Annotated in this window: 14 protein-coding genes; 2 read left to right on the top strand and 12 right to left on the bottom strand. The window is 46.5% G+C overall.

Annotated elements, in window-relative coordinates; translation table 11 throughout:
- Window positions 1-35 precede the first annotated feature (35 nt).
- Window positions 36-1,808, top strand: a complete 1,773-nt coding sequence (locus HQ865_RS01840; protein WP_173413251.1) for an ABC transporter ATP-binding protein — start codon at window positions 36-38, stop codon at window positions 1,806-1,808.
- A 140-nt stretch (window positions 1,809-1,948) separates the two neighbouring features.
- On the opposite strand, the gene HQ865_RS01835 is transcribed toward HQ865_RS01840, so the two are convergent.
- From HQ865_RS01835 to HQ865_RS01805, 7 genes are all read right to left on the bottom strand, one after another.
- A complete protein-coding gene (locus HQ865_RS01835) occupies window positions 1,949-3,415 on the bottom strand; it encodes a ligand-binding sensor domain-containing protein (protein ID WP_173413250.1) in 1,467 nt (488 codons plus the stop codon).
- A gap of 184 nt (window positions 3,416-3,599) precedes the next feature.
- Window positions 3,600-4,079 (bottom strand): nucleoside deaminase, encoded by a 480-nt coding sequence (locus HQ865_RS01830; protein WP_173413249.1) that lies wholly within the window; start codon window positions 4,077-4,079, stop codon window positions 3,600-3,602.
- Entirely contained in the window at window positions 4,076-4,456 is a 381-nt protein-coding gene (locus HQ865_RS01825; protein WP_173413248.1) for an SdpI family protein, read from the bottom strand. Before HQ865_RS01825 ends, HQ865_RS01830 begins: the two co-directional genes overlap by 4 nt.
- Window position 4,457: 1 nt before the next feature.
- Window positions 4,458-4,790, bottom strand: coding sequence for a tRNA-binding protein (locus HQ865_RS01820; protein WP_173413247.1), 333 nt, complete (start codon window positions 4,788-4,790; stop codon window positions 4,458-4,460).
- Window positions 4,791-5,103: 313 nt separating this feature from the next.
- Window positions 5,104-5,505 (bottom strand): DUF4476 domain-containing protein, encoded by a 402-nt coding sequence (locus HQ865_RS01815; protein WP_173413246.1) that lies wholly within the window; start codon window positions 5,503-5,505, stop codon window positions 5,104-5,106.
- Window positions 5,506-5,540: 35 nt separating this feature from the next.
- Window positions 5,541-5,936, bottom strand: a complete 396-nt coding sequence (locus HQ865_RS01810) for a DUF4476 domain-containing protein (protein WP_173413245.1) — start codon at window positions 5,934-5,936, stop codon at window positions 5,541-5,543.
- Window positions 5,937-5,997: 61 nt separating this feature from the next.
- Entirely contained in the window at window positions 5,998-8,580 is a 2,583-nt protein-coding gene (locus HQ865_RS01805; protein ID WP_173413244.1) for a ligase-associated DNA damage response DEXH box helicase, read from the bottom strand.
- Between the two features lie 99 nt (window positions 8,581-8,679).
- On the opposite strand from HQ865_RS01805, the gene HQ865_RS01800 reads away from it, so the two are divergent.
- A complete protein-coding gene (locus HQ865_RS01800; protein ID WP_173413243.1) occupies window positions 8,680-9,213 on the top strand; it encodes a hypothetical protein in 534 nt (177 codons plus the stop codon).
- Window positions 9,214-9,388: 175 nt separating this feature from the next.
- On the opposite strand, the gene rodA is transcribed toward HQ865_RS01800, so the two are convergent.
- From rodA to HQ865_RS01775, 5 genes are all read right to left on the bottom strand, one after another.
- On the bottom strand, window positions 9,389-10,660 hold the full coding sequence (gene rodA / locus HQ865_RS01795; protein ID WP_173413242.1) for a rod shape-determining protein RodA: 1,272 nt from the start codon (window positions 10,658-10,660) through the stop codon (window positions 9,389-9,391).
- The gene (gene mrdA / locus HQ865_RS01790; RefSeq protein WP_173413241.1) at window positions 10,653-12,650 is read right to left on the bottom strand and encodes a penicillin-binding protein 2; all 1,998 of its coding nucleotides are present in this window, start codon (window positions 12,648-12,650) and stop codon (window positions 10,653-10,655) included. The genes rodA and mrdA overlap by 8 nt, the downstream gene beginning before the upstream one ends.
- Window positions 12,647-13,165, bottom strand: coding sequence for a rod shape-determining protein MreD (locus HQ865_RS01785; RefSeq protein ID WP_173413240.1), 519 nt, complete (start codon window positions 13,163-13,165; stop codon window positions 12,647-12,649). Before HQ865_RS01785 ends, mrdA begins: the two co-directional genes overlap by 4 nt.
- Window positions 13,143-13,991 (bottom strand): rod shape-determining protein MreC, encoded by an 849-nt coding sequence (gene mreC / locus HQ865_RS01780; protein WP_173413239.1) that lies wholly within the window; start codon window positions 13,989-13,991, stop codon window positions 13,143-13,145. The genes HQ865_RS01785 and mreC overlap by 23 nt, the downstream gene beginning before the upstream one ends.
- 96 nt (window positions 13,992-14,087) lie before the next feature.
- Window positions 14,088-15,110 carry a rod shape-determining protein gene (locus HQ865_RS01775; RefSeq protein WP_173413238.1) on the bottom strand — a complete coding sequence of 341 codons (1,023 nt, stop codon included), beginning with the start codon at window positions 15,108-15,110 and terminating at the stop codon, window positions 14,088-14,090.
- Window positions 15,111-15,287 lie beyond the last annotated feature (177 nt).

The following is a 15,287-nucleotide window of genomic DNA, read 5'->3' as shown; positions in this document are numbered from 1 at the left end:
GCATTTTATGCGATCCCCTTTTTTATTTTTGAACTATGAAGTTGCTTTTATCCTATTTAAAAGAACACCGTTGGCTGGTTGCCCTGGCTTTAGTGCTGGCAGCCTTTAACATTGGTTTCTCCCTGTTAGACCCTATGATCACCGGTAACATTGTAGATAACTACATGATACCGAAGAACGGTAAAAACCTGAGCTATGATTATCGCCTGCACGGCGCGCTGAAATGGATAGGACTGGCCATTGGGGCGGCCATGGTATCGCGCATCGCTAAAAATTTTCAGGATTATTTTACCAATATCATTATCCAAAAAACCGGCGCTAAAATGTACGCCGATGGTTTAAAACACTCGCTTGAATTACCCTACCAGGTTTTTGAAGACCAGCGTAGCGGCGAGACTTTGGGCATCCTGCAAAAAGTGCGTACAGATAGCGAAAAATTCATCACCTCCTTTATTAATACCCTGTTTATCAGTCTGGTGGGGATGCTGTTTGTTATTTTTTATTCTATAAGTGTTAATTACAAGGTTACGCTGGTTTACTTTGCCGCTTTGCCGGTTATTGGCTTTGTAAGTTCGGCGCTAAGTAAGCGTATTAAAAACATTCAGCGCACTATTGTAGCCGAAACAACGTCGCTGGCGGGTTCCACTACCGAATCTTTACGGAATATTGAATTGATCAAAAGCCTGGGCCTGGTGAAACAGGAAATTGAGCGTTTGAACAAAACCACTTATAAGATACTGAACCTGGAACTAAAAAAGGTAAAGTATGTGCGCAGTATGAGCTTCATTCAGGGCACAACGGTAAACTTTGTACGTAGTTGTATGGTGCTGGTGTTATTGATCCTGATCTTTAAAGGATCGCTTACGCCGGGCAATTATTTTAAATTCCTTTTTTATTCCTTCTTTTTGTTTAACCCCTTACAGGAGTTGGGCAACGTGATCCAGTCCTGGCGTGAGGCGCAGGTATCGTTAGGTAACTTCGAGGCGATACTGAATACACCTATCGATAAAAAGCCGGCTAAACCAGTACTTATCGAACAGGTGAAGACACTTACCTTTAACAATGTAAGCTTTAAGCACCTCACAGCCAACCGCAACGCGCTTAACCATATTAATTTCCAGGTGAACAGCGGCGAAACCATCGCCTTTGTCGGGCCATCGGGTTCGGGTAAAACCACACTGGTGAAGCTTTTGGTAGGTTTATACCAGCCGCTGGAAGGCGATATTAGCTATAATAAAGTTCAAAGCAGCGAGATAGACCTTGACCAATTGCGCGAAAAGATCGGCTTTGTAACACAGGATACGCAATTATTCTCGGGCACTATCCGCGAGAACCTGCTGTTTGTGCGCCCTGAAGCAACGGATGAGGAGTGTATGAACGTGTTGCACCGTGCGGCCTGTCAAAGCCTGCTGGCCCGTGCCGATAAGGGTTTGGATACCATGATAGGCGAGGGTGGTGTAAAAGTTTCAGGCGGCGAGAAACAGCGTTTATCGATAGCCCGCGCCTTGCTGCGCCGTCCGGATATTTTGGTGTTTGACGAAGCTACTTCGTCGTTGGATTCCATCACCGAGGAAGAAATCACCGAAACTATTAAAGATGTAAGCGATCAAACGGATCATATCACCATCCTGATCGCCCACCGTTTATCGACCATTATGCATGCCGATAATATTTACGTGCTTGAAAAAGGCCATATCATCGAATCGGGCAAACATACCGACCTGATCCAACAAAAAGGACTGTACTACGCCATGTGGCGCCAGCAGATCGGCGAGAAAATGACACCGGAAGTGGCGGAACTGCCGTAATGGATGTGCAGATGTGCGTATATGCAGATGTGCAAATGATTGATACAAATAAAAAACGCCCGGCGACCGGGCGTTTTTCTTTAAAGAGAATTTCTCCATTCGCACATCTGCATATCCTCACATTTGCACATTCGCGAAGCTTACTGCCCCGCTCCTTTTTTCATCATCATCAACAAGCCATTAGTTGTTGCCACGTAGATCAACCCTTTATTATCCTGCGCCAAACTGGTAACGTTTGGCCCCGGTACCGGTGAGTTACCGTTGTGATAATTCTCCCAGCCGCCCTTTAAATCAAAGCGCACCAGGCCGGCTTTATCAACGGCCAGCCATAGCACACGCTCCAGCTTATCAAACAGCAGGGCGTTTACGTGATTAGCCGGCATGCCCGAGTTTTTATCGTTATAATGCGACCATTTGCCATCGGCAGTCATAATGGCCAGGCCTTCTTCGTCGTTATCGTTGCCCGGGTTTTCGCATGCCAGCAGCGAAAAGTACAGGTTACCCTTGTCATCCTCGGTTACGTTGGTAATACAGGTATTGGCCAGGGGCGTGTTGGTTTTGTTAAACGAGGTAACCTTTTGGTCGCGGTCTATCATTACGCTGCCTTTTGATGTACCTATCCACAGGCGGCCGCGTTTATCATAATAGGCATAATAAACATTATTTGATGGCATTTGCCATATCACCTGGTTATCGATCAGCCTGAACTTGCCGTTACGTAATATCAGCAGACCCTTGCTGTTAGGCATAAACACCTCGCCGGTTGCTGTGGTGATAATACTGTAGGGCTTACCGATTTTAAATTGCTCCGGATTAAATATCTGCCAGCCTGCGCCGGTGTTGTTATACATGTAAACGTTGGCGTTGGCGTAGATCCATTTATAGTTATCCTTATCAACCGCTATGGCCGATACATCGGGCGCGGCGGCAAACGGCGAGTTGGTGCCATTTACCGGGAAGAAGCCGTTTCCGTCAAATTTCACCAGTCCGGCGGTGGTGGCATACCATAGCGTATCGGTTTTATCAACTATACTGGCCTGGCTAACGTTATCGGGGAGCGGGGAGTTGTATTTGGTCAGCGCGGTGAAATTATAGCTGCTTAACAAGGGGTTTTGATATTGGTATTGCTTGTTATAAACCACAGGGTTATCTGCAGGCTTTAGTTCGGTAAGATCAAGCCTGACCATCTCGCCACGGATGCGTCCATCGGCAATGGTAAACATTACATTTACCGATGCGTTTACCTTTTTACCATCAACCCTGGCCGGGCGCCAGATACAGGTATTCAGGCTTACCATCAACTCGCGCGATAGCTGGTTGTGCGAAACATCGGTATGGCTCAACACGCAGCTGTTGCCGATAGAATCAACCAACACCTGGAAGGTAATGCTACCGTAACCACCCTTAAAATTATAACGCAGGTTCATGCGGTCGCAAATATCGTTCAGCACAAAGGGATCTACCGTTGCTTTGGGCGCGCCGCAATCCATACAATATTTAACATCGCTGCAAATGCCAATTTTCTCTGAAAAAAGGTTTTGCGCGAAACTAATGGCGGGCAAAAATATATAGAGCAGACCGAAGAATAACAGGTGGCGTAATTTCATTTGGGGTATATATGGCGCTAAGATAATATGCTGTTTAAAATTAAAAATAAAGTTCCCCAATAATAAAATAGCAAAACGGCCTAACGCTGCAATAATTGTTCAAACAACAAAAATATTACTATAATGCGCCTGTACAAATTACCGGGGCAGATTTAACAAAAGTTAACGTTTGGCCGGTTGATGGTTAGCCTTTCCGCTCGCGCTTCTTTTTAAAAAAATTGCGCACCAGTTCGCCGCATTCATTTTCGCGGATGCCGCCGGTGATGATAGTTTTAGGATGGGTGATCTTTTGATTTAGCCGTCCAAATCCCAGCTTGGTATCATAGGCCCCGAAAACTATTTTGCCCACCTGGAACCAGTAGCTGGCGCCGGCACACATCACGCAGGGTTCCATGGTTACATACAGCGTGCAATCTTTCAGGTATTTACCGCCGATATAATTGGTTGCTGCGGTAAGCGCCTGCATTTCGGCATGGGCCGATACATCGTTCAGCCGCTCGGTAAGATTATGGCCCCGGCCAATGATCTTGCCCTGGCAAACTACAACTGCACCTATTGGTATTTCGTCTTCAGCTAATGCTAACCTCGCTTCGCGCAGGGCCTCGGCCATAAAAAAATCATCGGGCGATATGGTATCCTCACCGTCAAAACTCACATATCTCATTGGTATTTTCTATCGTCAAAAGTTTTGCTGAGATGCTTTTCCGTAGCCATGATCATGCTGATAGCGCTCCCCATCCCGGCGGCCAAAATTACTAAAAATAGCGTGACCGCCTTAAATTTTTGCGGCATTGGGATACAGTAAAGCAGCAAGGTGACCAAAAAACCCGTAACTATTAACACCATACCTGCCTTTATCATATAAGCGGTAGAAAAACGGTTGGCTTCGTCCCAGGTTTCCTGGTTTTTCATAGCCGATGGCATGCGGTAGCCGTAATAGTTGTTGATCTTTTTAGGCGGATACTTTTTTTGAATAAAGCCTGCCAGCAGAAATACCACGCCAATTAATTGGGGACCGATGAACCATTCTATCCAATGCATACTATATCAGTTTACTGCCATTGGGCACCGGCTTTTCAATGGCTGTTAAAACGATATCGCCATTTTCGTCGGCAAAGCCGGTCACCAAAAATTCCGACATAAAATTAGCGATCTGCTTTTTAGGGAAATTGGTTACGCCGACGATCTGCCGCCCCACCAATTCCTCTTTGGTATAATGCTTAGTGATCTGAGCGCTTGACCAGCGGATGCCGTATTCGCCAAAATCAACCCTTAATTTATAGGCCGGCTTGCGTGCTTCCGGGAAATCCAGTACTTCCAGCACAGTCCCCGCGCGTAACTCTACCTTTTCAAAATCGTTCCAGGTTATTTCCATATTTATATCTCAATTGCCCTTTACCCTATGGCTTATTCTTAAGCTTCAACCCCTCCGTCAAAATCAGGCTTAGGGTTAACAAAATGTAACACAATGTAACATAATTCGGACATTTTTATAAGTTAACAAACTGATAATCAATTGATTAATTTAAAAATCAACCTAATACATGTTACATTGTCATAAATATCTGATAATCAGCAACAAATCAATTTTAAACAAAATTGGTGTTAACATACATGCCTACTGATTTGGCCTGTAACTTTAACGAAAAACGAAACCGTTCTCCGTTTTTTTCGTCTGATACGATATCCTATCTCCTATGCTTATCTACATAATCCTGCAAGCGGTGCTTGTTCTCTTCCTTGCCGAAAAGGTCCTGCACCTTATCGTACTTTTTATAATCGGTGGTGAACTGAAAGGCATAGATAGCCCCTTCCAGCTTGGCATCCTCATTAAACTGGTTTAACAGGGTGATCACCTGGTCTACAGTAACACCTTTATCTTTAAGGCCATCCTTTAAAACGGTTAGCTTTTCGGCATCATTGGCCTTGCCGCGAATGTTGTTTAACAGAGTGGTCAGGTCGGCCGCTGCCATAGCTGTTTTGGGGTGAACAATTTTGCCATCCTGGCACAGGGCGTAACCTGCGGGTGTAAGGGCACTTACGGCAATTATCATTACCGCAAGCGTTAGTAACATTAATATCTTTTTCATATTGTTAATTGGTTTAGTATTGATTTAGCTTAATGCTATTTGCCCTGCTTCTTCACAAAATTGGCCAATGTTTTTTGTATGGCGGGGTTACCTATATTGTATTGTATCTTGCTATAATTTTGCGGATCAACCGTGCGCGGATAGGCAAATTTAGCACACTCCAATTTAGCATCATCGGTGGCAAACTGGTTAAGCAAGCGCAATTGCTGATCTACCATCATACCGTCCACGTTATTCTTCATAAAACGTTGCAGCACTTCTAATTTAGCTTCATCGCCACGCTGGTTTTTCATGGCGGTTAGTATCCCATCGATAGCGCCATTATCCATTGCCTGGGTAGGGCGTGATGCTTTTGGTGCTTTGGTTTGCGCATTTACAACACCTATCATCAGCATAAATAAAGCTATAAATATGGCCGGATACTTTTTCATTACAGATTTTTGCGATTAAAAATAACGAATATTTTAATCATACGTATCCTTAATTATCAGCTTAAAAGCCCCGCTTCCGCGCCACCCTTGCCGAAAACTTTTTATCGCCTCCCTCTTTTTCTTTGGCCTTAACGCCCTCGGCGCCATATTGCCGGGCCATTTTGGCTACCCGTTCTTCCAGTGTTTCGGTGGTTAGCTTTTCACGGCTCAGGCTATCCACCATTATCGGGAACGCGAATGGCGTGGGCCGCTCTATTTGTTTCAGGATGATGCTTTGCTTATTGATGCGCTGCAGGGCGGCCCGCAACCTGAATTCTTCTAATTGAAAGGCCAGGGCCTCGTTATATGCCTGGCGTACCAGCAGGTTATCCGGCTCATATTCGCTAAATACTTCGAACAATAATGATGTTGATGCCTGTAGGTGCTTGTTCTTTACCGTTTGGCCGGGGTAACCGGTAAACACCAGCCCGCCTATGTGCGCGATATCTCTAAACCTGCGCCGGGCCATTTCGTTAGCATTAAGGCTGTGCTGAATATCCTCCAGCAGGTTTTCAATGCTAAACAAGTCGTCGGTTTCCAGCGCGGCTTCGATGGGGATATCCTCATCGGTTAACAATTCAAAGCCGTAATCATTCATGGCGATGGAATAGCTGGCGCTTTTTAGTTTAGCAATACGATAAGCCAGCAGCGATGCCATCCCCTCGTGCACCAACCGACCCTCGAAAGGGTAAAATATCAGGTGATGCCCATCTTGCGTATAAAACGACTCTATCAAAAACTCGTGGCTTTCGGGCAGGTGCGATAAGTTCTTCTGTAACTCAAACAAAGGCCGCAACGCTTTTACTTCCTCATCTTTTTCTACACCATGAGCCACTTCATCCAGCTTATCTCTAAATACAGCGGATAATTGCGATGATAAAGGCATCCTGCCTCCGGCCCAGCTTGGAATGATCCCCTTCTTCGCGTTTGATTTTTTCACATAGGCCGTCATCTCCTTCACCTTCACAAATTCCAGGCTGCGGCCGGCAAACCAGAATACGTTGCCGGGTTTCAGTTTGGATATAAAGCCCTCCTCTATCGTGCCCAAACTCCCGCCGCTTAGCCAGCTAACCCGCAAACTTAATTCGCTGGTGATGGTGCCTATACTCAGCCGGTGGCGCATGGCCACCCGGCGGCTGTTCACTTTGTACAGGCCATTCTCTACCTCTACCTTTAAAAATTCATCGTAAGCGGCAAGCGTTTTGCCGCCGTTGGTGATGAATTCCAACAGCTTACCAAACTCCTCGCGGCGCAGGTCGGCATAAGCAAAGGTCGATTTTACTTCGGCATACAATTCTTCGGCACGGAAGCCATCCGATACAGCCAGTGTAACCATGTATTGGATCAGCACATCCATAGCCAGTAAAATTGGGTCCCGGCTTTCGAAAATGCCCTGCTTTATGGCTTGCTTCAGCGCGGCGCCTTCCAATAGTTCCAATGAATGTGTCGGCACAAAATAAGCCAGCGAGGTATCGCCCGGCCGGTGACCGCTTCGCCCGGCGCGCTGCATAAAGCGTGCTACGCCCTTAGGACTGCCCACCTGCACAATCGTATCCACCGGACGAAAATCCACCCCCAAATCAAGACTTGATGTACAGACCACTACCTTCAACGCTTCGGCATGCAGGGCTTGCTCTACCCAAAGCCGCAATTCGTTATCCAGCGAACCATGGTGCATGGCCATAATGCCGGCATACTCGGGGTAATTATCCAGGATGGCATGATACCAGATCTCCGACTGTGAGCGGGTATTGCAAAATATCAGTGTGGTCTTGCTTTTGGCTACTATTTCCATCACCTGTGGCAGCAGCTTTATCCCGATATGCCCCGTCCACGAATAGCTTTCAATATCATCCGGGATAACCGATTTGATCACCAGCTTTTTATCCACATGCGCCCGCACCATCCTGATCTTATCGGCCGGGAAGTTGTTGCCCAACAATACTTCGGCGGCTTGCTCAAGGTTGCCGATGGTGGCGGAGATGCCCCAGATTTTCAAACTCCTCACCCCTCCCCGGCCCTCCCCCTCGGGGAGGGCCGGGGAGGGGTCTGGGCGCAATGCTTTTAACTTTGATAACCCCAACTCCACCTGCACGCCCCGCTTCGTACCCAACAATTCATGCCACTCATCGCACACCATTACCTCCAGGCTGTGGAACAGTTTGGGGTATTCCTTTTGGGCCAGCATCAGGTGCAGGCTTTCGGGGGTGGTGAGCAGCACTTCGGGTAGCTTGGTTTTAAGGGCGGCCTTTTGCGCGGCCGAGGTATCGCCGGTGCGGGTCATGATCTGCCAGGGCAGGCCAATTTCATCGCAGGCTTGCTGCATGGCCTTGCGGATATCGTTGGTAAGCGCCCGCAAAGGGGTTATCCATAACATCAGCAGGCCGTTGTTACGGCGGGTTAGGTAAGTATCTGGATAACGGTTAATATAATCGGCCAAAAAAGGCAGGAACAGCGCGAATGTTTTACCACTACCTGTAGGCGCGTTCAGCAAACCCGAGAAGCCTGAAAGATAAGCCTCCTCCATTTCCTTTTGAAAGGGGAACTGCTCCCAGTTCTTTTCCCGGTACCATTGGGCAATAACCTGCTGACCTATACTAAGCATGCAATAAAAACAAAATAATGCCGGTTTAGTTATTTTGAAAACCAGCGGTTTAAAATTATGATTAAATATGGGTTTGGACTAATACTTATTTGCTGTTGCATGGCTTGCGGGCAGCCGCAACAAAGCAACACAACGGTGCAGGAAACGCGCCCATCGGAAATTAAGGCTGATGAACCGGTGAAGCCCGAAATGCTGATCGTTCCTGGTTCGGGTATCGGTTATATCAAAATAAATGAGGCGGCCGACAGCGTAATTAAAGCGCTGGGCAAGCCCACTAAACAGGATGCCGCTATGGGCGCACAAAGTCTAACCTGGTTAAATGACAATGATACTATCACGGTTTATGCGCACCGTAATTTTGGCGGCAAGGATGAGAACGTAAGCCACATAAAACTGATCCGCGTTACATCGCCCAAATACAAAACTTCAAAATGGGTGCACGTTGGTTTCCCGCTGGATAGTTTGATGAAGGAATATCCCGGCGCGGTTAAAGAAATAGCACAAGGCATTGCCATGTATAGCGATGTAAAGAAAGGCATCACTTTTGAGATGAACGCCGAGCAGCGCTGCTCGGCTATTATAGTGCATGCAGCGGGGGATACATCGGCGGCGTATTTGGATATACGGCATTAACTCGTGGACTTACCCAACTTACCGTTTGTCATTTCGATAGAGCGAAGCGAGGGAATTGGCGTTGGGGCGAAAGAGAAATCTTATACGTGCGACCGGCTGCCCGTATAAGATTTCTCGCCCTTTTCACAACAATTTCCCCGTTCTCCAAGGGTTCGAAATGACAAAATGTACTTGCCTAAACGATCCCCATTCTATTAGAATCAAGCTTAACAAGCGTGAACAGCAGGATGGTGAAACTCAATAGCGATGAACCACCGTAACTGATCAGCGGCAGCGGGATACCGATAACGGGCATAAAACCCACGGTCATGGCGATATTGATGAAGAAGTGGAAAAAGATGACCGAGGCCACACCATACGCGTAAATACGTGAGAATGGCGATCGCTGCCTTTCGGCCAAAGCGATAATACGCAAGAGCAGGCCTACATATAAACCCACCACTACGATAGACCCGGCAAAGCCCCACTCTTCGCCAATGGTGCAAAAAATAAAATCGGTGCTTTGTTCGGGCACAAACGAGTACTTGGTTTGTGTGCCCTGCAGATACCCCTTGCCCCACATGCGGCCCGAACCTATAGCTATTTTAGATTGGTTTTGGTTATAGCCTACCTTTTTTGTGTCCTTCGAGCGGCCAAGCACTACGTCTATACGTTCGCGCTGGTGCTCTTTTAAACCATGATCGTACAAGGGGCGAATAGCGAATACAAAGGATGTGCACAGAATGGTACCCACCAGCAAGCCTACTGTCGTTTTCCTGTCGCGCCGGTTAATATAGATCAGTATCAGCCCCAGCGTTAACAGGGTACCTATCAGGTACCATTGGTTGGTTATTACCAACGATAAGATGAACAGGGCAATAATGATCCCCAACACGATCAGGAACCAAGGTGAAAGGCCCTCGCGGTATAATACAAATATCAGCGAGCAGAATACCAGCGTTGATCCGTCATCGGGCTGCATTTTTATCAGCAGCATGGGTAACAGGATAATACCACCCGCTATCAGGAACGATTTGATCTCGGTAACTTTAATATTGGTACCGCTCAGGTATCGCGCCAAAAGCAGGCACGTACTATACTTGGCAAACTCGGACGGTTGGAGCCTGAAATCGCCCCCCAGGGAGATCCATGCCTGGTTACCACCTACCCGATGCCCTAAACCAGGTAACATTACCGCGCATAACAGCAATACGGTTATTACATAAAACGTAGGGGCCAATGCGCTTAAAAAACGGCTTTCCAGCAGCAATATCACTATGGCTACTACAATAGCCACCGCAATAAAAATAAATTGCTTACCGTATTGGGTCGACAGATCGAGAAAACCGGCATGCTCGGGCTTATACACTGCCGCGCGGATGTTGAACAAGCCAATAGTGCACAGCGCCAGGTAAAGGAACACCGTCACCCAATCTACATTAAAGAAAAAGCTGCGTTGATTATTCATTTTCCCTGCGTTTATACAGCATTGCTGTTTGCTTTAAAAGTGCCTGCTTTTTATTTGCGGCCGCTACCGTTCCCTGCTTTGCCTTCTTCGCCGAATCTGCCGCGGCTTTTTTCAAACTATCGGTTGATGGCTTTTTGCCTGCCGGACTTTTACCCGCAATAACCGGCAAAACACTCTTATTAAAAAAGTACTCGGGCGTAGCCCCGGACGGGCGGCTGCTGATGCTATCGCGCAGATATTTTTCGACAATAAAACTGGCTATCGGCGCGGCGTAAGCGGCACCCTGGCCCCCATCTTCAACCACCACCGCGATAGCGATCTTAGGATTATCGCGCGGGGCAAAAGCCACAAATACCGAGTTATCGGTACCGTGCTTTTTTTGCGCTGTGCCTGTCTTGCCGCACATCACGATGCCCGGGATCCTTGCCCCTGCCGCGGTACCTTGTTCCACTACGCTTTGCATACCGGCAATAACCGGTTTAAAATATGCAGAATCTACACCCACGTAATTTTTTACGGTGTATTCGTCTTTAACGATCTGCTTATCGCCAATACCTTTTATTAAATGAGGCTTATAAAAAAAGCCACGGTTAGCAATTGTAGCTTCGATGTTAGCCAACTGCAAGGGGGTAGCATCTAACTCACCTTGCCCGATAGCTAACGAAATAATGGTGCTTGAGCGCCAATAGCCCTTTTTGTACCACTTATCATACAAAGTAGATTTTGGCAGATAGCCCGGGTTTTCGCTCGGCAAATCGATATCAAGTTTACCGCCCAAACCAAATTTGGCCACTTTATCGCGCCAAATATTGTATGATTCTTCTGTTTTTTTAGCCCCCCCGATATTGATCAGTTTTTCAAATACCATATCAAAGTATCCGTTACACGATTCGGCGATGGCTTTGCTCAGGTCAACCGTACCATGAACTTCGCCACGGAAACATTTTACCTTTAGGTTCCCTGCCATATAATAGCCCGGGCAATTGTAGGTAGTTTGTGGCGAGATCACTCCTTCCTGCATGGCTATCAGCGCGCTTAGCGGTTTAAAAGACGATCCCGGCGGATAACGCGCCTGAATAGGGCGAATAAGAAATGGCGAATATGGGTCATCGTGCAGTACTGTATAATGCTCGGACCGCTGTCGGCCTACCAGCAAGTTTGGATTGTAGGTGGGGCTGCTTACAAAGCACAATATCTCGCCCGTAGATGGTTCGATAGCCACTATACTGCCTACCTTGTTAGCCATCAGGCGTTCGCCCAGTTTTTGGATGCGGCTGTCTAAGGATGATATCAGGCGTTCGCCGGCAACAGCAGCCGTATCGTATGCGCCATTGGCAAAGTGCCCTTTAGATACCCCTTTATTATCAACCATCAGGTTCTGCACACCGCGGGTGCCGCGCAGTTCATTCTCATACGCGCTTTCTACCCCGCTGATACCAACATAATCGCCCTGGTGATAATACCCACCCGACCTTTTTATGCGGGCTTCGTTCACCTCGCCAATATATCCTAAAAATTGCGCGGCAATGGAATCGGGGTAACTACGTACCGAACGCAATTGAATATCAAAACCCGGAAACTCGTACATGCGTTCCTGTAGCGAAGCATATAAACCTGCAGACAGTTGCCCTTCGAATATGGATTGGCGACTGTATCCCGACATTTTAATGGCCTTATCCATGCGCTTATGGAAACCATCGATATCAATACCGATCAGCTTGCAAAACTCCAGCGTATCAAATGGTTTTACCTGCTTGGGGGTAACCATAATATCGTACACCGGCTGGTTCTCTACCAGCACTTTTTTATTACGATCTAATATAGGGCCACGGGCAGGGAACACGATAACGGGACGCACCACGTTGTTTTTGGCAAACAGCATATAGCGGTCATCAATGATCTGGATATAGAAAAGCCTCCCCAGCAAAATGAGGGCAACGGTGACAAAAATTGCTGTAATAACGTAGCGCCGCGCGAAAAAACTATTCATTTACGTTCTTTTCTCCTGAAAAATAAAAGGCCTGTAACCAGCATTAAAAATACGGTAAAAACTGAACTTAAAACAAAACGCGAAAAGGTATATTGTATTTCGGACAGGCGAAAAACTTCCAGGTTGAAGAGGAAGAAGTGATGGAATAAGGTAAGTACAGAAGCGTAGGTAAAAAACCAGCGAAAGCCCATAATACTAAGCGTTGGTTCGGGGTCGTTATCAAAGCCGTCTTTTTGAACGGTAATGCTAATAAACAGCACCCTTACAAAAGCAAGTAACACGCATGCCGCGGCATGCAGGCCGGGTGTATCGTAAAAAGCATCTATAATTAAGCCCATTAAAAACGATAGCGCGAAGAGCAAAACGTTAGGCGTTTCGAACGGCAGCAACAATATAAACAGGATATACAGGTACGGTATAGATAAGCCGTAAAGCGTAACATTTTTGAGCAGGAATACCTGCACAAATATCAGCACGATGAACCTGACCAGGTTAATTAGGATTGTTCTGCTCATCTTTCTTTTCCTTCGATTCCAGATCGGCCTGCTCGGCCTGAAATTTATTATTTACTACATAAACATATTGCAGTTTGGCAAAATCAACAGCCAGGGCTATTTCCATATTCAGGAAAAAGCCTCCACCCTTGGTATGCAAACTGGTTATTTTACCTATAGCTACCCCTTCCGGAAACAGTGAATACCCTGAGGTAACCACAAGCTCGCCTAAATGCGGTTTTACGTTATTACTAACATCTACAAACTGCGCCGAATGCGGGTCAAGGTCATCACCCCATTTCAGTGTGCCATTTGCCTTATTATCGGCAAGCATAGCGCTCACCTTGGTATCCTTGTGCAAAACCGACTGGATAACCGCTAAATGATCTGAGACGAAGACGACGATACCAACAACGCCATCGGGAGATATCACCCCCATGTTTTTAGCTATACCATCACTGCTTCCCCTGTTAATGGTAATGTAGTTATTCCGTTTGTTGATAGAGTTATTGATCACTTTAGCCGTAATGTATTCGTACTGCTGTTTATAAATACTATCTACAACTTTGTGTTTGTTCAGGGTATCAACAAAGAACGATGACTTTAACTGGTTGCGCAACGTGGCATTCTCGGCCGCAAGGCGGTCGTTTACTTCGCGCAGGGTCATATAGCTTTTCAATTCGTCGCTCCGGGCATACAGGTTGCCTGTTACCTGGTTGGCCGAATTTAAAAAGGTGGCCTTTTGAAACGAATTATATTTAACGTAAATAATAAGCGCACTGATCTCGAAGATCAGGAACAAAAAGAATGCGTTGTACTTTCTAATGAAAATCAGCAGGTTGCGCATCGGGTAGTGATTAGTTAATCAGAGATTAGAGAGTAGTTAAATATGTTGATCAGCTTGTGTTACTAATCTCTAATTAACTAATCTCTAATCACTAATTTACTGCATTAAGAACTTAAAGTTACCAATATTTTTAAGCGCTGTACCGGTACCGCGTACTACGGCGCGAAGCGGGTCTTCGGCTACGTGTACCGGCAGTTTGGTTTTAGCAGCAATACGCTTATCCAAACCGCGCAACAATGCACCACCACCGGTTAAGTAAATACCGGTTTGGTAAATATCGGCAGAAAGCTCTGGCGGGGTGATCTCTAACGCTTTCAATATCGCTTCTTCTATTTTAGAAATAGATTTATCCAGGCAATGCGCAATTTCGGTATACGATACGGTGATCTGTTTAGGTACGCCAGTCATCAAATCGCGGCCCTGTACGGCAAAATCAGCCGGTGGATCGGCCAGTTCGGGTAGTGCGGCACCAACTTCTATTTTGATCTTTTCGGCGGTACGGTCGCCAATCATGATGTTGTGCTGACGGCGGATGTATTGAACGATGTCCGAATCGAAGTTATCACCCGCTACGCGGATAGACTGATCGCAAACGATACCCGACAACGCGATAACCGCGATCTCGGTAGTACCACCACCAATATCGATGATCATGTTACCCATCGGCTCTTCCACATCAATACCGATACCTACCGCGGCGGCCATCGGCTCGTGGATCAGGTAAACTTCTTTAGCGCCGGCAATCTCGGCACTATCGCGTACGGCACGCTTCTCTACCTCGGTAATGCCCGATGGGATACAGATCACCATACGCAGCGATGGGAAGAACCAGCCTTTGCCTTTGTTGATCATTTTGATCATGCCGCGTATCATGTGCTCAGCAGCGTTAAAGTCGGCAATTACACCGTCTTTAAGCGGGCGAACGGTACGGATATTCTCGTGTGTTTTACCCTCCATTTGCATAGCCTGGCGTCCGATGGCTATTACTTTGTTGGTGGTACGGTCAAAAGCTACTATCGATGGTTCATCAACAACAACTTTATCATTATGTATAATGAGGGTATTTGCGGTACCCAGATCTATGGCGATTTCCTGTGTGAAAAAATTAAATAAACCCATGTGGTGTGTATTACGAAATAAGCTGCAAAGTTTGTAAAAATAACTCTAATTACACTAATTAATCACTTGCTTTTTAAAGCGTTAAATAATGTTATTTATTGTGTGGGTTTGGTTATTTTATCCCCCCTCGATATCTCCCCTAAAGGGGAAGACTGTAAGAAGTTGACTGTAAGCCCC

This window comes from Mucilaginibacter mali (genome assembly GCF_013283875.1).
Lineage (GTDB): Bacteria > Bacteroidota > Bacteroidia > Sphingobacteriales > Sphingobacteriaceae > Mucilaginibacter > Mucilaginibacter mali.
The sequence above is the reverse complement of the archived record's forward strand: the minus strand, read 5'-3'. Positions and strand labels throughout refer to the sequence as shown.